16 protein-coding genes are annotated in these 18,527 nt (G+C 33.2%); 5 read left to right on the top strand and 11 right to left on the bottom strand.

Annotated elements, in window-relative coordinates; translation table 11 throughout:
- Positions 1–15: 15 nt before the first annotated feature.
- From LNQ49_RS11990 to LNQ49_RS11960, 7 genes are all read right to left on the bottom strand, one after another.
- The gene (locus LNQ49_RS11990; RefSeq protein ID WP_229989091.1) at positions 16–813 is read right to left on the bottom strand and encodes a tetratricopeptide repeat protein; all 798 of its coding nucleotides are present in this window, start codon (positions 811–813) and stop codon (positions 16–18) included.
- A 24-nt stretch (positions 814–837) separates the two neighbouring features.
- Positions 838–2,007, bottom strand: a complete 1,170-nt coding sequence (locus LNQ49_RS11985) for a lycopene cyclase family protein (protein WP_229989090.1) — start codon at positions 2,005–2,007, stop codon at positions 838–840.
- A gap of 165 nt (positions 2,008–2,172) precedes the next feature.
- Positions 2,173–2,643, bottom strand: coding sequence for a thioredoxin family protein (locus LNQ49_RS11980; protein ID WP_229989089.1), 471 nt, complete (start codon positions 2,641–2,643; stop codon positions 2,173–2,175).
- Positions 2,644–2,738: 95 nt separating this feature from the next.
- Complete coding sequence (locus LNQ49_RS11975) at positions 2,739–5,015, bottom strand: TonB-dependent receptor (RefSeq protein ID WP_229989088.1); 2,277 nt, start codon at positions 5,013–5,015, stop codon at positions 2,739–2,741.
- A 189-nt stretch (positions 5,016–5,204) separates the two neighbouring features.
- Entirely contained in the window at positions 5,205–6,116 is a 912-nt protein-coding gene (locus LNQ49_RS11970) for an NAD(P)/FAD-dependent oxidoreductase (protein WP_229989087.1), read from the bottom strand.
- Between the two features lie 17 nt (positions 6,117–6,133).
- Positions 6,134–7,342, bottom strand: coding sequence for a GTP-binding protein (locus LNQ49_RS11965; RefSeq protein ID WP_229989085.1), 1,209 nt, complete (start codon positions 7,340–7,342; stop codon positions 6,134–6,136).
- Complete coding sequence (locus LNQ49_RS11960; RefSeq protein ID WP_229989084.1) at positions 7,339–7,692, bottom strand: MerC domain-containing protein; 354 nt, start codon at positions 7,690–7,692, stop codon at positions 7,339–7,341. Before LNQ49_RS11960 ends, LNQ49_RS11965 begins: the two co-directional genes overlap by 4 nt.
- A gap of 85 nt (positions 7,693–7,777) precedes the next feature.
- Here LNQ49_RS11960 and LNQ49_RS11955 point away from each other — a divergent pair, with 85 nt between their 5' ends.
- The 4 genes from LNQ49_RS11955 (at position 7,778) to LNQ49_RS11940 (ending at position 12,788) form a co-directional block, all read left to right on the top strand.
- Positions 7,778–8,155, top strand: coding sequence for a Fur family transcriptional regulator (locus tag LNQ49_RS11955; RefSeq protein WP_229989083.1), 378 nt, complete (start codon positions 7,778–7,780; stop codon positions 8,153–8,155).
- An 84-nt stretch (positions 8,156–8,239) separates the two neighbouring features.
- Positions 8,240–10,111 (top strand): Nramp family divalent metal transporter, encoded by a 1,872-nt coding sequence (locus LNQ49_RS11950; RefSeq protein WP_229989082.1) that lies wholly within the window; start codon positions 8,240–8,242, stop codon positions 10,109–10,111.
- A gap of 80 nt (positions 10,112–10,191) precedes the next feature.
- Positions 10,192–10,845 (top strand): metal-dependent transcriptional regulator, encoded by a 654-nt coding sequence (locus tag LNQ49_RS11945; RefSeq protein WP_229989081.1) that lies wholly within the window; start codon positions 10,192–10,194, stop codon positions 10,843–10,845.
- Positions 10,846–11,213: 368 nt separating this feature from the next.
- Positions 11,214–12,788 (top strand): serine hydrolase, encoded by a 1,575-nt coding sequence (locus tag LNQ49_RS11940; RefSeq protein WP_229989080.1) that lies wholly within the window; start codon positions 11,214–11,216, stop codon positions 12,786–12,788.
- A 98-nt stretch (positions 12,789–12,886) separates the two neighbouring features.
- On the opposite strand, the gene LNQ49_RS11935 is transcribed toward LNQ49_RS11940, so the two are convergent.
- The 4 genes from LNQ49_RS11935 to LNQ49_RS11920 all read right to left on the bottom strand — a co-directional run bounded on the left by LNQ49_RS11935 (position 12,887) and on the right by LNQ49_RS11920 (position 16,203).
- Positions 12,887–13,009, bottom strand: a complete 123-nt coding sequence (locus LNQ49_RS11935) for a FeoB-associated Cys-rich membrane protein (protein WP_229989078.1) — start codon at positions 13,007–13,009, stop codon at positions 12,887–12,889.
- A 6-nt stretch (positions 13,010–13,015) separates the two neighbouring features.
- Positions 13,016–15,115 carry a ferrous iron transport protein B gene (gene feoB / locus LNQ49_RS11930; RefSeq protein ID WP_229989077.1) on the bottom strand — a complete coding sequence of 700 codons (2,100 nt, stop codon included), beginning with the start codon at positions 15,113–15,115 and terminating at the stop codon, positions 13,016–13,018.
- Positions 15,116–15,123: 8 nt separating this feature from the next.
- Positions 15,124–15,354: a FeoA family protein gene (locus tag LNQ49_RS11925; protein WP_129540266.1), complete on the bottom strand. Its 231-nt coding sequence runs from the start codon at positions 15,352–15,354 to the stop codon at positions 15,124–15,126.
- 183 nt (positions 15,355–15,537) lie between these two features.
- Positions 15,538–16,203, bottom strand: a complete 666-nt coding sequence (locus LNQ49_RS11920) for an SCO family protein (RefSeq protein ID WP_229989076.1) — start codon at positions 16,201–16,203, stop codon at positions 15,538–15,540.
- Positions 16,204–16,427: 224 nt separating this feature from the next.
- Between LNQ49_RS11920 and LNQ49_RS11915 the strand changes: the two genes are divergently transcribed.
- A complete protein-coding gene (locus tag LNQ49_RS11915; RefSeq protein WP_229989075.1) occupies positions 16,428–18,488 on the top strand; it encodes a M13 family metallopeptidase in 2,061 nt (686 codons plus the stop codon).
- Positions 18,489–18,527 lie beyond the last annotated feature (39 nt).

The raw sequence follows: 18,527 nt of genomic DNA, 5'->3' as shown, positions 1-18,527 counted from the left end.
GTTATAGTTTAATTGTTATTTGCTGAACTTTTTTTGGTATGGATAGGTTTCGTAAATTGTATTGTCTTCATTTATCGAAAAACCTTTTGCAGCATCAGCTCTTGCTTCCGTAGCTAAGGCTGAGATTTCGTCTTTTGACCTCCCTAATTTAAACCAACAAATGGCTTTGTAATACTTCGCATCTGAAAATTGTGGATAGATTTTTATTGCTTTATCCAAAATTGCAATTGCCTCATCCCATTTTTTTAGTTCATATTTAGCTATCGCTTGGTAAAAATAGGCCGTAGGATGCTCTAGTTGTTGTCTGTTTTTATAAATGTCATTTACATAATCATCAAAAATCTTTTCGGCTTTGTCATACTCGTTTAGCTGTAAATGGCAAAGTCCAATATAAAAACTATAGGTGTGATCCATTCTATAGCCATTGCCATAAAGCTTGATACATTCTTCTAAGTCTTTGATTGCATCTCTATATGTTTTTGTGAAAATACATTTCATAAAACCTCTATAGGGGAGCCATTCTTGTTTGTCATATAAAACAGCTTTGTCTAAAAAGGACATTCCAACCTCATATTTTTGGCATTTAAAATAAGGCATTGCTTTTTGTTGCCATAAATAGGCTATAGTGCTGTCTTTTTTTAAACCGTTATCAATGCAGTTTTGCCATTCTTGCATTTGAAAAGTATAGTTGTATTTATAAGCACAACTATCTAATGATTGCTTGATAATAGCTTCTTGAGCTTCATTTTTGGGCGCTTGAGCAAATGTGTAAAAAGAGATTAAATAACTTAAACCTAGAATGATTTTTTTCAATGGCTATTGTATTAAAGTTAATATTTATTTTGAAAGAAAAACCACTCTAAATAACGCTTTTATAAATGGTAATTTTGGGCACTTTAAAATAACTTTAACATCTTCAGTAAAGTTCGTTTCTTCATCTAAGAACTTAAATATCAATGATGGATTTCCTTTTTGAAACATATCTGAGAAAATGCGACTTCCGAGTTCGTTATTCCTGTCTAGGATATCTAATAAGAGTAAATCATAGAACCAGAATTTGTTTTTTTTATGAAATGAGGTCATATCAATCGCTATAGATGCCTTGTTGTTTTGAATTTCAAGAAACGATACTAGTTGGGTGGAGTTCTTATCTGATTTTTTGAATGTGTATCCTGTGCTTGCTTTTGTCCAGCCACCAGCTGTACCAATGTTCAGCACGCGTTTGGTGTTTCTTTTCCAGAAGGGATAACATGTCATCGGAATACTTCCTTGTTCTTTCTCTATTATTTCATAATCTTGAATGCCTAAATTCTTAATGTAGTTCTTAATCTCCGATTCGTATTCTTGTTTCTCTAAAAGGGTATGCGAAAACAAGGTATATTCGATTAAAGCTTCATTCTTTGATGTTGGTAAAACGTACATGAATCGTGTATTGCCTTTTTGGTCAACCGAAAAATCCATGAATGTAACTTTTTCTGAATTAAGAATATGCTGTTTGCTTTTGATAAACCAACCTATAAAATGCTGTTGTAAAACAGGGTATTGTTGCTGATTTTCAATTAATGCTTTGTTATAAATGCTATTAAAAAGTTGACTGCAAGTAAATGTATTAGTTGAAGTTGCTATAAAAACATGAGTATCGAGTTCATTAATATCAGTTACTTTGTCATGTAGAAAAGTAATATTCGCTTGTTTTTTAATAGATTCGAAAACAAAATTATAAAAGTCTGAACTTCGAATTTGATTGTACTGATAAGGGGATAGGTCTAAATCTCTTTTGAAGTCTTCATTGGCAAATAAAGCCAAATCCCATTTTTTAGAAATAACATTTTCCCAAATTGATTGTTCTTTTTGCCAAAAACACCATGTTCGATCATTCGTTTTCTTGGTGTCCTCATCTATTAATAAGATGGCTTTTTCAGTAAATTTCCCAGACTTAATCATTTTATAAACAGTCATCATTGCTGATAGACCAGTTCCTGTAAAAATGTAATCGAAGTGCTTCATGTTCTGGAAATACTATTTTTATCAAAAATAGGCAATTTTAATTCGTTGAGTTTATTCAGCAAAATTATTTAAAAACATATCATTTCATTGATTGTATTGGCTGTTTAAGTGATTTAAATTTAGAGGATGTATTTAGCTTAAATGGACCTTTATAAACTGATATGCTTAGTTTTGTTCTTTCAGTTTAGCCAAAATCATTTCGAAATCCTTTGCATTTCGATAATGGGTGTCTTGAAATATAATTTCGTTTTCTGAATTTAAAACACAAACTATTGGGTAAGTCAGTTGATTATTAACGGTTCCTAATTGAATTGCTAATTCATTAACACCAGTAGTATTTCCTGTTGATTTGTAGTTGAATGTCTGATTATTAAAACGAATTGTCCTTTTTTCCTCAGCTTGAAAATCAACAAAATAAAATTCTTCGTTGAGTTGGGCTATTATCGCTTTGTTTTTAAAAGTCGAATTCTTCATTGCCTGACAATATTTGCACCAATCGGTGTGGATAAAAACGATAACTTTTCGTTTCTGAATTTGTTGTAGGCTGTCGATTGCTTCAAATGGGATGCTTTTGAGTTGGCAAAATCCAGTTGTAGTAAGACTTAAGTAGAGGATAATTAGGACTAGATTTCTCATTTGTTACGTTTTTTTACTGATTTCTCAGATTTAAAGGACTAAGTATGTTGCTTAAAAATCTTTTCTGGTCTGAGAAATCAGTGGCTTAAGAGTTTTTATCTCAGATTATAACGTAGACCAAAGAAACTTCTGATTCCTTGATTTGGAGCATAAACATAGGTTGTGTCAAATGTCAAACCGTATGGATTACTAGGAGTCGCTAGTACTTTTCCGTTTGAGTCGTAGTCTACATTTTTGTCAAAAGGATCATTGGTTCTTGAAATCAAGAACGGATTGTTTCGTTTTGGTGTAAAGTTAAGTAGGTTTTTAATTCCAGCATATAACTCAAAGTTCTTCCAACCTGTGTAAGTGAATTGAATGTTTTGTAAGCTATACCAAGGTGAATTTGGACTTCTGGGATCATTATCGCCTAATAGCGGTAACTTCATTGGACTATATAAATTTCCAGTATAATCAATGGCTAAATCAATTGGACTAATTTTATACGAAACACTCCAAGTTGCTGTAAACTTCTCTGTTAGATAGGGTCTTTCTCGTTTCCCGTTTTCTATATTAGAAACATCCATGAGTGTTGCACCTGCAATTAATTTTAATCCGTTATTAAAGTTTACGTCAATGTTTGTGCTGATTCCCTGGCTTATCGCATGTCCATTAATGTTGTCATAAATGATTTTGTTCGGGTCAGTTTCATAATCTGCAATTATCTTATTACTAAATCGGGTATGGAATGCTGTGGTTTCAATGCCGATGAATGTTCCATTTGGGAAGTATATTTTTTTTATATAGTTTAAATTGGCATTGACTGATTTTTCTGGATTTAGATTGTTTGCAATAACAACCTCTCTTGATCCAGTCAAAGCTGCATGGTCTTCTGTAAATAAATTCACTACTCTGTATCCTGTTCCAGCATTGAAACGAAGGATGTTGTTGTCATCGAATTTTAATTTATAAGCAAATCTAGGTGTTATAATATTCCCGTGAATTGAGTTGTAATCGTATCGTAGTCCTAAAAGTATTTTGTGTTTTTCAGATAATGTTATTTCATCTTGCAAGAAAATACCGGGTAACCATGTTTTTTCTGGGTTGTTTTTTCCTTGTGATGCAGTCGATGGTGTGTTGTCATCGTAATAGGTGTAACGGGATGCTATTCCTGCTAGTAAATCATTGTTTCGGATTTTTTTATCCCAAGTAAGTTGGGCAAATCCTATTTTTTGGTTTGCAATATATGAGGTTGTTCCATAACGACTATCCTGATAATGTACATTACCAGAGAAAGAGAATATCAGTTTCTCGTCTGTTGGCAATTGATAGCTTCCTATAAGTTCACCACGTTTGGTGTAAATACTTTCTCCGTAAATTTCATCACCACCACGGTATTTTTTCTCCCAACGGACATCGCCACCCCAACGGTCTTCGTACATCCCGCGTCCTGCAATTGTAAAAAGTCTATTTTCTTTTCTTTTAAAAGTCCATTTTTGAAAAACGGATATGCGGTCTTGAAGTGTGACATCTGTAAAACCATCATTGTCATTGTCAATTCTTTGGTTGTAATTGAAGTAATTTACACCAAGTAAAGCTGTTGCATTTTTACCTGTATTGAATTTTACGCCTAGATCAACATTTGTTTCCAACCAGCTTGTTGTAAAAACATCTGCTGAGAATACGGGTGCATTACTTGCGCTTTTTGTTATAATATTTATTAAACCACCTACTGCTTCACTTCCATATAAGGAAGATGCTGGGCCTTTTACAATTTCTATTCTTTCAACTAACGAATTTGGTATTCCGGATAATCCATAAACGGTAGACAAGCTACTTACAATCGGCATTCCGTCAATCATAACTGCTGTATATGGACCTTCAAGGCCGTTTATATGAATGTCTCCTGTGTTACAAACGCCACAATTAAGTTGAGGGCGTACCCCATTTACATTCTGTAGGGCTTCATAAATATTGGCTGTTGGGTTCTTTTTAAAGAATACGGGGGTGTAGACTTCAACGGGTACTGCACTTTCTAATCTTTTTACTGCTTTTAGTGTTCCTGAGATTACTACTTCATTTAGTTCATTCTCGTCATTTGATAGTTCAAAATCTAAAGTTAATGCTTGGCTTTCTTTGACAGTAATACTTTTTGTTATTGTTTGTAGACCAAGTGACGAAATCTGTATTCTATAATTGCCCTGAGGGATATTTTCTAGTTTATAATGGCCTAAGCTATCGGTTTGTGTTTTATAATTGGTTTTTAATAATTGAACATTTGATTGTTGATTCTCTTGATTTTCGATGGACACTTTTCCTGAAATTTTAGCGGTGTTTTGTGAAAATGAGAGCTGAAGTATTGAAAACAGTAGTATTGTAAATAAATATTTCATTTTATGTAAATTATATTTTAGGCAAATCTAAAAATTATATTTGACAAACAAAATTCTTTGTTAATAAAATATATTCTGGCATTAAAAAAAGCGGTTCATAAGTTTATAATGAACCGCTTACATCCCAATTGCATCCCAAAACAATTGGGTACTAACAAACTATTAAAATTATTGAAATTACGTTTGTGACTAATTAAAGTCTTCTTCTATGAGTTCTTTGTTTATTAATGCCCCAGCGACTGATCCTGACGAAACAGCTAGTGCTAGTGAACGTCCAAAAGTAGAATTGTCACCTGCTGCATAAATTCCGATGATGGTTGTTTTTTGAGAGGCATCAACTTTTATTAAGCCCTGTTCTGTTATTTCACAGCCTAATTCTTGTGGCAAAAGAGAATGTTGCTCATAAGGGGGTTTAGCATAAAGTGCTTTAATGGCTATTTTTGTTTTGTCTTTAAAAACAATGTTCATTATTTTTCCTTCATTGTGTTGGAAATAATCTATTTCATTTTCTAAAATTGCGATATTGTTTTTTTTAAGTGCAGCAGTTTGTTCTTCGGTCAATGATGTTTTTCCATTTGTTAATACAGTCAGGTTTTTAGTCCAATTGGAAATCATCTTAGTAAATTCATATCCCAAGGGACCGTTTGCAATAATGCCAGTTCTTTCATTTTTCACCTCATATCCGTGGCAATAGGGGCAATGCAATATTGAAATTCCCCAGCATTCTGCAAACCCTTCTATTTCTGGAAGTATATCTTTTAAACCCGTTGCAAAAAGTAATTTCCTTGCTGTAAACTTTTCTCTCTTCTCAGTTTCTATTTCAAATTCTTGTTCTCTTTTTATTGCTTTGGTAGCTTTGCCTTCTAAAAAAGTTATTGTTGGATATTTTAAGATTTGTTTTTTTGCTTTTGCATTAATATCTGCAGGTCTTTTGCCATCTTGAGTTATGAAATTATGTGAATAGGGGGTTTGTTGGTTGCAAGGTTTTCCGCTATCTATGATTAATACTTTACGTAGCGAACGTCCTAATGCCATTGCAGCCGAAAAGCCTGCATAACTACCTCCGATTATTATAACATCATATTTGTTATTATTTGTCATGATTTTATATTTAAGGATTACGAAATATTTCTTGGTATAGGGAATTGGTCAGTCCTCAAAAAGTTGCCTTTTAGATAATCAGTAATTTCATCGGGAGTACAAAGGCACTTTTTTAGTTCTTTTAGTATTTTGTCTTCTTTGATTTTTTGACCTATAAATACTATTTCGTTTAGGCGGTCGCCAAAATCAGCAGTCCAACGTTCTTCAATTATATCTTGAAATTCTACGAAGTTGTTGAACATCATGCGTTGGCTTAGGGGCATACTTGCCCACCAAACGCCTGCACCTTCAGCTTTCATAGATCCGCCAGCTTGACTCCAGTTTATGGCTTGTTCAGGACGTGATGCCATCCACATTAATCCTTTGCTTCGAATTATATTTGATGGAAAGTCATGTTTAATGAAATTCCAAAGGCGTTCAGGGTGAAATGGTTTTGGATTGCGGAAAACAAACGAGTTTATTCCGTATTCTTCTGTTTCTGGCGTGTGAATTCCTTCCAATTCCCTAATCCAACCAGCCGAAACTTCAGCTTCTTCAAAATTGAATAACCCAGTATTTATGATTTCTATTGGATTTACTTTCCCTAAAACCGAAGTAAGTATTTTGGCTACTGGATTTAGTTTTTGAATTGATGCTTTGAGTATTTGTAGTGATTCAGATGATATTAAATCGGTTTTGTTCAAGATAATGACATTGGCAAATTCTACTTGGTCTACTAAAAGATTTACAATAGTTCGATTGTCATTTTCAATGTCAGAAGCTTTTCGTTGTTGTAATGTTTCAGCAGAGCCAAAATCTTTAAAAAAGTTTAAACTATCTACTACTGTAACCATGGTGTCTACATAACTAAATCGGGACAAATCGATGTTTTCATCTTCATTTATAAACGAGAATGTCTGTGCAACAGGTATGGGTTCGCTAATTCCAGTACTTTCGATGAGTAAATAATCAAAACGGTTTTCTCTAGCGAGTTTCTCGACTTCAACCATTAAATCTTCTCTTAAGGTGCAGCAAATGCAACCATTACTCATTTCAACTAGCTTCTCTTCGGTGCGTGATAAGGTGTGTTCGTTTTTTACGAGTTGAGCGTCAATGTTTACTTCGCTCATATCATTGACAATTACAGCAACCTTAAGTCCTTCTTTATTGTGAAGGATATGGTTTAGTAAAGTTGTTTTGCCAGCTCCAAGAAAACCACTCAATACAGTTACAGGTAGTTTTTTCATTTTCTTTCCTTTTTGTGTTCTAAGTAGTTTATAAAATGGCCAATTATCATCCCAATTCCGCCAATAAATATTAAATAGGTGTGTACGTCTAGTATAATTTCTATAAGGATGCTTGTATAAATTAGCGTTATTGATAGAATTAAAATACTGCTTACAAGTAGAGTCGCTTTTTTTGCTATTTTTATAATCGCAAAGAAACCTATGGATGCAAAAAGCAAATCGATTATAGGATTATGGGTTATTCCTAAAGGTATTATTGTTAGAATTGGAAATAGTAAACAGTGTACCAGGCATATAGTAGCGCTAGAAATTCCTAAAATGTCCCAATTAAAAGTTGTTTTTGTTTTCATTTCTCGTATATTTGTTTAATGCAATAATGTTGCAAATATAAAAAAATTATTCAAAATGCAACTATGTTGCGTTAATGTTTTATTTATGAAAGTTACCCGTAATACTGTGGCCAAAGGAGCCATTCTAGATTTAATTAGCAATTCAGATTCGGCATTATCCCATTCAGAGATTCATAAACTGACTCAGGATTTATGTGATCGAGTTACTATTTATAGAATTTTAGACCGTTTGGTGAATGAAGATGTTATTCATAAAATTGTGAATCTTGATGGAACTATTAAATATGCTAAATGCCATCATGAAAATCACGTGCATATCCACAACCATGTGCATTTTAGTTGTGAAAAATGTTTGAAGGTGACTTGTATGGAAAATGTACAGCCAAGCTATATAATTCCCCGCAATTACAAGGTTAACGATGTGAATTTTACTCTTTCAGGATTGTGTCCGAATTGTTTATAATTTTCTTTAACTTTTAGACAAGGCTAAAAATAATGTTTGAGCAATGCAATTTTTGTATATATTTGCTTTAATAATTTTTATGAAATGACTAAATCTCTCGAAGAAGTTAACCAATCGGTACAAACACAAAATAAGACCTCAGTTTTTAGAAAAATATTGGCATTTCTTGGTCCAGCTTATTTAGTAAGTGTGGGTTATATGGATCCAGGAAACTGGGCGACAGATATTGCGGGTGGAAGCCAGTTTGGGTATGCCTTACTTTGGGTTTTGTTAATGAGTAATTTAATGGCTTTGTTATTACAAAGTCTTAGTGCTAGATTGGGAATTGTTACTCAACGTGATTTAGCTCAAGCTTCAAGAGAAACCTATTCTAAATTCATCAATTATATATTATATATTCTTGCCGAAGTTGCTATCGCTGCCTGTGATCTTGCTGAGGTATTGGGAATGGCAATTGGTATTAATTTATTATTTGATATTCCGTTAATTGAGGGTGTTTTAATTACCGTTCTAGATACTTTCTTATTACTCTTTTTAATCAACAAAGGGATCCGTAAGATGGAAGCTTTTATTATTGTCTTGGTGGCAATTATAGGATTTTCTTTTGTTTTTGAAATGATTTTTGCTGAGCCAGAATTAGATAAAGTTTTGTATGGATTGATTCCTTCTCTTCCTAATTCAGCGGCTTTATATATCGCAATCGGAATTATTGGAGCGACAGTAATGCCTCATAATTTATACTTACACTCTTCTTTGGTGCAAACAAGAAAGTTTGACCGAAGTGCAGCAGGAATTAAGCAAGCATTAAAATACAATCTGATAGATTCAACCATTGCTCTTAATCTTGCTTTTTTTGTAAATGCTGCTATTTTGATTTTGGCGGCTGCTACTTTTCATCGAAATGGGATGTTTGAAGTTGCCGAGATTCAGGATGCACATAAGTTTTTGGAACCGCTTTTGGGTACTAAATGGGCGCCGATTCTCTTTGCAGTTGCTTTAATTGCAGCAGGTCAAAGCTCAACAATTACAGGGACTTTGGCAGGTCAGATTGTTATGGAAGGTTATTTGAATTTAAGAATACAACCGTGGGTTCGTCGTATAATAACACGTTTAATTGCCATTGTTCCAGCAGTAGTTGTAATCTTGATTTATGGCGAAAGCGTCACGGGAAAATTATTGATTTTAAGCCAAGTAATATTGAGTTTGCAATTAGGATTTGCAATTATTCCTTTGATACATTTTGTGAGTGATAAAACAAAGATGAAAGGATTTCATATTAGTAGATTAACTCAGGTTACTGCATGGATTATTGCTTTAATAATTGTATCGCTAAACGGGAAATTGGTTTATGATGAAATAAGTGGTTGGTTAGAAGCTTCAGAGAATCCAATCGTACTCTGGGTAACCGTAGTGCCTTTGGCAATCGCATTCTTAGTTCTGTTGCTTTATATCGTTATTAAACCGTTTATAGCTAGAGCAAAATCGGATATACAAAATCATTCTCCACATAATCTTACATTGCGTTTTTCTGTGAAAGAAGCGTATAGCAAAAAGAACATTGCTATTTCTGTTGATTTCTCTAGTGCCGATGAAGCAGCTATCAACAGTGCTTTTGAGTTGGGTGGAATAGATGGTAATTATACTTTAATTCATGTTGTAGAAACTGTTGGTGCTCTTATGTATGGTCAAAATGTTGATGATCATGAAACAACAATTGACGAAAAACTGCTGTTAGAATATAAAGAGATGCTTACGGCGAAAGGATTTAAAATCGAGACAGAACTTGGATTTGGTAAACCAAACAATATTATCCCAATCATTGTAAACAAAGGAAGTTTTGATATTTTGGTTATGGGAACACATGGACATACGGGCTTTAAAGATTTAGTTTTTGGAACAACAGTTGATAAATTGCGTCACAAAATTTCAATACCTTTGTTTATTGTTAAAAAATAGTTGCTGAGGTTTTGAGTAACTAATTTTTTAAAACTTGTAATCTCAGAATCTTTAAAATTTAAAACCTGAAAAATACTACAATGACCTTCTCAGAAGAAAACTATCTAAAAGCTATTTATCATTTAACGACTTCCTCTGAAGCAGAGGTTAGTACTAATGCTATTGCTGAAATGATGGAAACCAAAGCCTCATCGGTAACGGATATGCTTAAGAAATTATCCGAAAAGGATTTGATAAATTATAAAAAATACCAAGGAGTTTCGCTTACTGAAAACGGAAAACTAGCAGCCAAAATGATTGTTCGTAAACACCGTTTATGGGAAGTATTCTTGGTAGATAAACTTGATTTCTCTTGGGATGAAGTTCATGATATTGCTGAACAATTGGAACATATTAAATCAGAGCAATTAATTAATAAATTGGATGATTTTCTAGGCAACCCAACCGAAGACCCGCACGGAGATCCAATTCCCGATGCGCAAGGCAGAATCATTAAAGTAGAAAAACAATTGCTTTCGGAACTTAACGAAAAGCAAGTTGGTGTTTGTGTAGGGGTAAAAGATACTTCATCTGAGTTCTTGCAATACCTCGATAAACAAGGAATCGCTTTAGGATCTAAAATTGAATGCTTATCGAAAGAAAGCTTTGATTTATCTTTAAAAATTAAGGTTAATGAAAAAGAACTGACCATTTCTAACAAAATAGCTTCGAACTTATTCGTGAAGTTGCAGTAGTCTTTATTTTTAGTCCTCAGTTAACACTGATAGTCTTGAAGGTTTTAATTATAGTAAAACCAGTTACTAACCATGAACTTGTCATCTCTAAGGATGATAAATTTCATGTGGAGCTTGGTTATTAAAAACTTTTTGACTCCATTTCGATACATAGACTTGTGTCGGTTTCTTGTTACTATTCCTCATTATTCAGAAAAAGAATATTGAGGAGTAGTATTAAGGCTTCGTTTTCAATCTTAGTAAAACGGTAATTTTTCTGATATTTTACACTTCTGTCTTAGGATGAATTAATCTTTTATTTTATATATTCGTTTGATATAAAAATGCTATTTCAAACCCAATATTATATAATAATTAGACCAAAAAACATGAAAAAAACAAAATTTGCCTTATCAATTTTAACCACCTTACTATTATTTTCAAGCAGTACCCTTTTTGCTCAAATTTCTTCAAAAGAGATTGATGAACTCGTAGCAAAATCGTTAGAAAAATTCAACGTTGCTGGTGTTGCAGTAGCTGTTGTAAAAGATGGGAAAGTTATACACAAGAAAGGGTATGGAGTAAAATCTGTTAGCACAAAACAATTAGTTGATGAACATACCAATTTTCAAATCGCTTCGAACAGTAAAGCTTTTACAACTGCTGCTTTGGCTATTTTAGTGGATGAGGGTAAGATATCTTGGAAGGACAAAGTCAAAACATATATTCCCGAGTTTAAAATGTATAATGAATATGTAACGGAGCATTTCCTTATAGAAGATTTATTATGCCATCGTAGTGGCCTCGGCTTGGGAGCTGGGGATTTAATGTTTTTTCCAAATGGTTCAGATTTTACTATGAAAGACGTTCTAAGTAATTTTCAACATTTTAAACCTGTTTCTGAGTTTAGAACACAGTTTGATTATGATAACCTACTTTATTTAGTAGCGGGTGAAGTGACAGCAAGAGTTAGCGGAATGAGTTGGGAGAAGTTTATTGAAACAAAAATCTTGAATCCTTTACAGATGAGTAACTCGCAAGCTTCTATTAAAAGCGTGAAAGATAAATCTAATTTGGCAACACCACATTCTACTAATGGTGCAGAAAATGGAAAAATAAGAACCATTCAAGGATTTGATGAAATGATTAATGGTGCTGCGGGAGGAATTATATCTAATGTAGATGATATGTCTAAATGGGTCCTTTTGCAGTTGAATAAAGGGAAATATGGAGATAATTTGGACAAACAACTTTTCTCTAAAGAGAGACAAAGTGAAATGTGGAAATTACATATTGTTGAAGAAGCAGATCCTAATCCAAGATACAACCAACATTTTGCAGGTTATGGATTAGGTTGGAATTTATCAGATATAAAAGGGAATTTAAGTGTATCCCATACTGGAGGATTACCAGGAATGCTTTCTATCGTTACAATGATTCCTGATCTGAATTTAGGGATTATAATATTAACTAATACAGAAGATGGTGGAGCAGGTATTTTTTCTTCAGTAAGTCAAACGATCATTGATAGTTATTTAGGCCTTAATGATTTCGGCTGGGTAGATAAGTATGCTTCTTTTATGCAGTCACAAAAAAGTGGTGGTGATGAAGTAACCAGTAAAGTTTGGGAGACTGTAAATAAGGCTAAAAGTATTAAAGTTAAAAATGACGATTTTATTGGGCAGTATGAAGATAAATGGTTCGGTAAAGTTGAAATATTCTTAAAAGGCAATCAATTGTGGTTTAAATCGCTTCGTTCACCAAAACTTAATGGACCAATGCAATTTTACAAAGCAAACACATTTGCTGTAAAATGGGAGTATCAGGATATGAATTGTGATGCTTTTGCAATATTTAGTTTAGATGAAGAAGGAAAAGCACAAAGCATTAAGATGAAAGGGATCTCGCCAAATATTGATTTTAGTTTTGATTTTCAAGATCTAGACCTTCAGAGAATTAAATAGGCATTTAGTACTAGCTTATATATACTTCAGCTCCGCTCAAGCGACAATAAATGTCATCCTGAGCGGAGCTGAAATGTGTATAGTAAGTTCTATTTTATTTAATGGCAACCGCAGTCGTTGTCTCCACAGTTTTTCTTGTTTTTAGGTTTCCAGAAAAACTTACGAATTAAAAAAGCAATCGCTATAAATAATATTACAAAAGCTAGAATTTCTTGTACCATGATGCATTATTTTAAGAATTGATAAGCTACTAAAGCTATAACATAAGCTAATCCGCTCATTAAGACCAGCTGAACTATTGGCCATTTCCATGAGTTTGTTTCTTTTTTTGTAATCGCAATTGTACTTGCGCACTGTAATGCAAACGCATAAAAAAGTAATAATGAGATTCCTGAAGCAAAATTGAAAATCTTCTCTCCGGTTTGTGGATTGATTTCTTCTTGCATTTTATTTTTTATTGTAGTTTCATCATCAGTACCACCTACACTGTAAATGGTTGCCAATGTACCTACAAATACCTCTCTAGCTGCAAACGAGCTTATGATTGCAATACCAATTTTCCAATCGTATCCTAAAGGAGAAATTACTGGTTCGATAGTTTTACCCATCAATCCGATGTAAGAGTTCTCTATTTTTTGTGAAGCAACAGCTTCTTCATATTCAAATTCATCTAGAGGCTTGTCTTTGTGTCTTTCTGCTACAATGGCTTCGGCTTCATTAAAGTTCTTTCCAGGCCCATACGAGGCTAAAAACCACAACACAACAGATATTGCTAAGATTATCTTTCCTGCACCTAAGACGAATGCTTTTGTTTTTTCGACAACATTAATAAAAACATTCTTGAATAATGGTGTTTTATAGCTTGGCATTTCAACTACGAAATACGTTTTGTTATTTATTTTTAGTATTTTATTTAAAACATAAGCCGATAAAATTGCCATTCCAAAACCTAGAAGATACAATAGCATTAAAGTTAATCCTTGTAAGTTAAGGAATCCGAAAAGGAGGTCCTCTGGAATTACTAGTTTAATGATAATTGTATAAACAGGTAATCTAGCTGAACAGGTAGTAAACGGTGTTACTAAAATAGTGATTAATCGCTCTTTCCAGCTTTCGATATTACGAGTTGCCATAATTGCTGGAATTGCACAGGCAGTACCCGAAATTAAAGGCACAACGCTCTTTCCTGATAAACCAAATTTGCGCATAATTTTATCCATAAGGAAAACCACACGGCTCATATAACCACTTTCTTCAAGTACAGATATAAAGAAGAATAAGAAAGCAATTTGTGGAATAAATATCAAGATTCCGCCAATTCCAGGGATAATTCCTTGAGAAATTAAATCAGTTAGAATCCCACTTGGCAATCTTTCAGCAGTTAATTTACTTAATGAAGCAAATGCGCCATCGATTAAATCCATTGGGAAAGCAGCCCATTGGAATATAGCTTGAAATATAATAAAGAGTATGACAAAAAATATAACATAACCCCAAACCTTATGCGTTAATATGCGGTCTAGTTTTGCACGGAAATCTGTGGCTATTGTATTGTCTACTTTTAATCCCTCTTTTAAAATATCATTTATAAATTGATATCTTTTAATGGTTTCTTTTTGTTGCAAACGTTTTAACTCAGAGTGCGATTTGGTAAAGGTACTTCTGACTTCGTTTCTATCTAGATTCAAAAAGTTAACATCCTGTGTAATTACCAGCCATAGTTTGTACAATAGTTGGTCAGGAAAAGCATGTTGTAAACTTTTAAAATATTCTGGATCTATAACCGATGCATTTAAGCAGGGGCCATTAGGTATATTTTTGTAGTTAACAATTAGATTTTTAAGTTCTTCAATTCCATGCCCTTTACGAGAACTTATTAAAGCAATTTTTGTTTTTAAATGCTCTTCAAGATATGGAATGTCCAGAGTTATTCCTTTAGATTCCATTCTATCAGCCATATTAATAACTAATATTGTTGGAATTTCAAGGTCTTTTATTTGAGTATAAAGTAGTAAGTTTCGCTTTAGATTCTCAACATCAGTAACAACCAATGCTACGTCTGGATATAATTTATCGTTTTTATTCAACAAAAGCTCAATTACCATATTCTCATCGATAGAGCTGGCATTTAGGCTGTATGTTCCTGGTAAGTCAAGAATGTTGGCTTTGATGTTGTTGGGCAATTTACAGAAGCCCATCTTTTTCTCAACAGTAATTCCTGGATAGTTACCTACTTGTTGATTAAGACCTGTTAATTGATTAAAAACGGAAGTTTTTCCTGTATTTGGATTACCTATTAAGGCTACATTTATATTTTGGATACTCATTGCAAATTCTATTTGATTATTTCTACTTCAATTACACGTGCTGTTTCTATGCGAATAGCTACATGTGAACCATTAATATTCAAATATAAAGGACCACCAAATGGTGCAATTTGAAGTAATTCGACCATGTTACCTGGTAAGCAACCCATTTCTAATAATTTCAACGGAACTAGATCAATATCAAATTCTTTGATAGTGGCTTTTTCGCCTTTTTTAAGGGAGTGGATAGAATGTTTCAAGTTTATTTAGATTGAATTAATATTGCAATAATAGTCATTTAATATTTATTAAAAGCCGTTTTCTACTACGGTTTCAATGTTTTAAGATATAATTCACATATGAAATGAGATTCATCAAAAGTTAAATGAAAACTGTTTATTCAGGGAATTAACTCTTTTGAAAGGAATTTTAAAACAGAGAAGTTATTCGGCAGATAAAAAGGTAATATCTTCTATTAGTTTTTGAATATCTTCTTTTTTGGTTCCGTCGTAAAAACCACGAACTCGTCTTTTTTGATCTACTAAAATGAAGTTCTCTGTATGGACCATATCATATAATTGATCAGGTCTTCCAAGCTTTACTGCCAAATATGATTTTCGAGCCATAGTATAGATTTCTTTTTTGTCACCAGTAACAAGATTCCATTTGCTATCTACAACACCATTTTTAATTGCATAAGCTTTTAGAACAGGAACGCTATCCGTTTCAGGAAATACAGTATGCGAAAGTAACTTTACTTTTGGATTGTTTAAAATTGCTTTTTGAACATCAGCTAAATTAGCTGTCATTTTAGGACAGATAGAACCGCAAGTCGTAAAAAAGAAATCGGCTACGTATATTTTTCCTTCATAATCTTTTTGAGTAATCGTATCACCATTCTGATTTACAAATGCGAAATCGGCAATAGTGTGGTATTTGCTTTTATATTGCATGGTGCTATCAACCAGTTCAGGATTTACATCAGCTGGATTATAAATAGGCAATGTTTTACTTGGTTTTAATGCTGAATAGAACAACGAAATTGTAACAGCAGAAAATACGAATAGTACCAAGAAAAATTTCCTGTATTTGTAGAGTAAAGATTTCATAATTATAATTTGGTGCAAAAGTACAAAAACCTCTTTTTAAATAAGGTAACATTGTTTTTTTTAACCAAATTATAGGATGTACATTTCTGTAGCATGTATTTAGTCGTTTTGTTTTTTTTAGAATAATTGGATATTTTGAGTTTTGAAACAAAAAATCTTGTTATTGTTAACATTTTATTCTGAATAATAACAATAAGTTTGTGAATACTAAACAAAAACAAAATATGAAAAGACAAATTAATAAGCATTTGTTGTTTGCTGTTCCTGCAATGTTAGGATTTGCAATGTGTCAAGCACAAAGCATGGCACCTAAGGCATCAGGTATTGATGTTTCTTTAATGGACAAAAATGTTAAGCCAAGCCAAGATTTCTTTCGTTATGTTAACGGAACTTGGTTAGATAAAACAGAGATCCCTAGCGATAGAAATGCATGGGGAAGCTTTAACGAACTACGTCAGAAGACGGATAATGATGCTTTGGCAATTTTAAAGGAAGCTTCAAAAAGTCAAAAGTATAAATCAAATACAGAGCAAGGAAAGGCAATTGCGCTTTTTAATACAATTTTAGATACTGTTGGAAGAAATAAGCAAGGTATAAAACCATTAAAACCTTATTTGGATAAAATAGATGCTATCAAAAATGTAGCAGACTTACAGAAATTTTTAATAGAAATGGAACCTTTAGGAGGAGCTGGTTTCTTTGGAATTTATGTTAGTGCAGATAAAAAGAATAGTAATATCAATACTGTTAATTTAAGTGTTGGTAGATTAGGGTTGTCTGATAAAGACTATTATGTATCTGAAGATAAGGATTCTAAAGAAAAAAGAGCAAAGTACGAACTCCATATTGCAAGAATGTTGCAGTTTATCGGAGAGTCTCCACAAAAGGCTAAAGAGAGTGCTGCACAAGTTTTGGCTTTAGAAACTGCTATGTCTGCACCAAGATTAGATCGTGTTGAGCGCAGAGACGGAAGACTACAATATAACCCAACAGCAGTTGCTGATCTTAAAAAGATGACACCTGCAATTCAATGGGATAAATATCTTGCAGGGATAGGAATGGCAAAAGCAGATACGATTATTGTAACACAACCACGTTACATGAAAGCGTTGCAAACAATTTTGACTGAGAATAAAGTAGGAGCTTGGAAAGAATATTTAAAATGGAGCGCTTTAAATAAATCTACTTCACAGTTAACTACTCAAATAGAAGATGCAAGCTTTGATTTCTACGGAAAAACATTAACAGGGGCAATTAAACAACGTCCTAGTGAAGAAAGAGCATTACAGGTAATCAATCAAGCTGTTGGTGAATCTTTAGGAAAATTGTATGTTGAAAAAATGTTTCCAGCTGAAGCTAAAGTAAAAGCTGAAAAAATGATTCGTAATATAGTTATGGCTTACCAAAACCGTATTAATAATCTGCCTTGGATGTCAGCAGAAACGAAAACAAAAGCAATTGAAAAACTTAATAAAATTGCAATAAAAATTGGTTACCCTGATAAATGGAAAGATTACAGCGCTTTAGTTATTAAAGATGTACAAGAGGGAGGAAGTTATTTTGAGAATAGCCTTAATCTAGCGAAATGGAGTTATGATGATAACATTTCTAAATACAAACAACCAGTTGATAAAACGGTATGGGGTATGTCACCACAAACTGTAAACGCATATTACAATCCATCATACAACGAGATTGTATTCCCAGCGGCTATTTTGCAACCTCCTTTTTACAATTATGAAGCAGATGAGGCTGTGAACTACGGTGGAATTGGAGCTGTAATTGGACATGAAATTTCTCATGGTTTTGATGATTCAGGAGCACGTTACAATGCAAATGGAAACCTAGTTGATTGGTGGACAGCAGATGATTTGAAACAATTTACAGCTTTAGGAACTGCATTAGCAAATCAATATAGCGCTTTAGAGCCTTTACCAGGAATTCATGTAGATGGTAAGTTTACATTAGGAGAAAATATCGGTGATTTAGGTGGTGTTAATGCTGCTTATGATGGATTACAATTGTATTTAAAAGCTAATGGAAATCCAGGGTTAATAGATGGATATACTCCAGAACAACGTTTCTTTATATCATGGGCAACAGTTTGGAGAACCAAAAGCCGTGATGAAGCAATAAAAAGTCAGGTTAAAACAGATCCGCACTCTCCTGGAATGTACCGTGCTTATGTACCGTTGCAAAATGTAGATGCTTTTTATGATGCATTCTCAATAAAACCAGGTGATGGTATGTATATAGAACCATCAAAGCGAGTTAAAATTTGGTAAAACAAATATTTAAAAACGGCTGTCTTAATAAGGCAGCCG

Origin of the sequence: Flavobacterium pisciphilum (assembly GCF_020905345.1) — a bacterium.
In the GTDB taxonomy this organism is placed as follows: Bacteria; Bacteroidota; Bacteroidia; order Flavobacteriales; family Flavobacteriaceae; genus Flavobacterium; species Flavobacterium pisciphilum.
Note: the sequence above shows the minus strand (reverse complement) of the source record. Positions and strands in the feature narration are given on the sequence as shown.

What these genes read in the sequence shown, in the direction of transcription:
- LNQ49_RS11920 (WP_229989076.1), bottom strand. Translation starts at nt 16,203, where the DNA reads ATGAAATCTTTACTCTACAAATACAGGAAATTTTTCTTGGTACTATTC.
- LNQ49_RS11985 (WP_229989090.1), bottom strand. Translation starts at nt 2,007, where the DNA reads ATGAAGCACTTCGATTACATTTTTACAGGAACTGGTCTATCAGCAATG.
- LNQ49_RS11945 (WP_229989081.1), top strand. Translation starts at nt 10,192, where the DNA reads ATGACCTTCTCAGAAGAAAACTATCTAAAAGCTATTTATCATTTAACG.
- LNQ49_RS11965 (WP_229989085.1), bottom strand. Translation starts at nt 7,342, where the DNA reads ATGAAAAAACTACCTGTAACTGTATTGAGTGGTTTTCTTGGAGCTGGC.
- feoB (WP_229989077.1), bottom strand. Translation starts at nt 15,115, where the DNA reads ATGAGTATCCAAAATATAAATGTAGCCTTAATAGGTAATCCAAATACA.
- LNQ49_RS11955 (WP_229989083.1), top strand. Translation starts at nt 7,778, where the DNA reads ATGAAAGTTACCCGTAATACTGTGGCCAAAGGAGCCATTCTAGATTTA.
- LNQ49_RS11915 (WP_229989075.1), top strand. Translation starts at nt 16,428, where the DNA reads ATGAAAAGACAAATTAATAAGCATTTGTTGTTTGCTGTTCCTGCAATG.
- LNQ49_RS11935 (WP_229989078.1), bottom strand. Translation starts at nt 13,009, where the DNA reads ATGGTACAAGAAATTCTAGCTTTTGTAATATTATTTATAGCGATTGCT.
- LNQ49_RS11960 (WP_229989084.1), bottom strand. Translation starts at nt 7,692, where the DNA reads ATGAAAACAAAAACAACTTTTAATTGGGACATTTTAGGAATTTCTAGC.
- LNQ49_RS11980 (WP_229989089.1), bottom strand. Translation starts at nt 2,643, where the DNA reads ATGAGAAATCTAGTCCTAATTATCCTCTACTTAAGTCTTACTACAACT.
- LNQ49_RS11970 (WP_229989087.1), bottom strand. Translation starts at nt 6,116, where the DNA reads ATGACAAATAATAACAAATATGATGTTATAATAATCGGAGGTAGTTAT.
- LNQ49_RS11940 (WP_229989080.1), top strand. Translation starts at nt 11,214, where the DNA reads ATGAAAAAAACAAAATTTGCCTTATCAATTTTAACCACCTTACTATTA.
- LNQ49_RS11950 (WP_229989082.1), top strand. Translation starts at nt 8,240, where the DNA reads ATGACTAAATCTCTCGAAGAAGTTAACCAATCGGTACAAACACAAAAT.
- LNQ49_RS11975 (WP_229989088.1), bottom strand. Translation starts at nt 5,015, where the DNA reads ATGAAATATTTATTTACAATACTACTGTTTTCAATACTTCAGCTCTCA.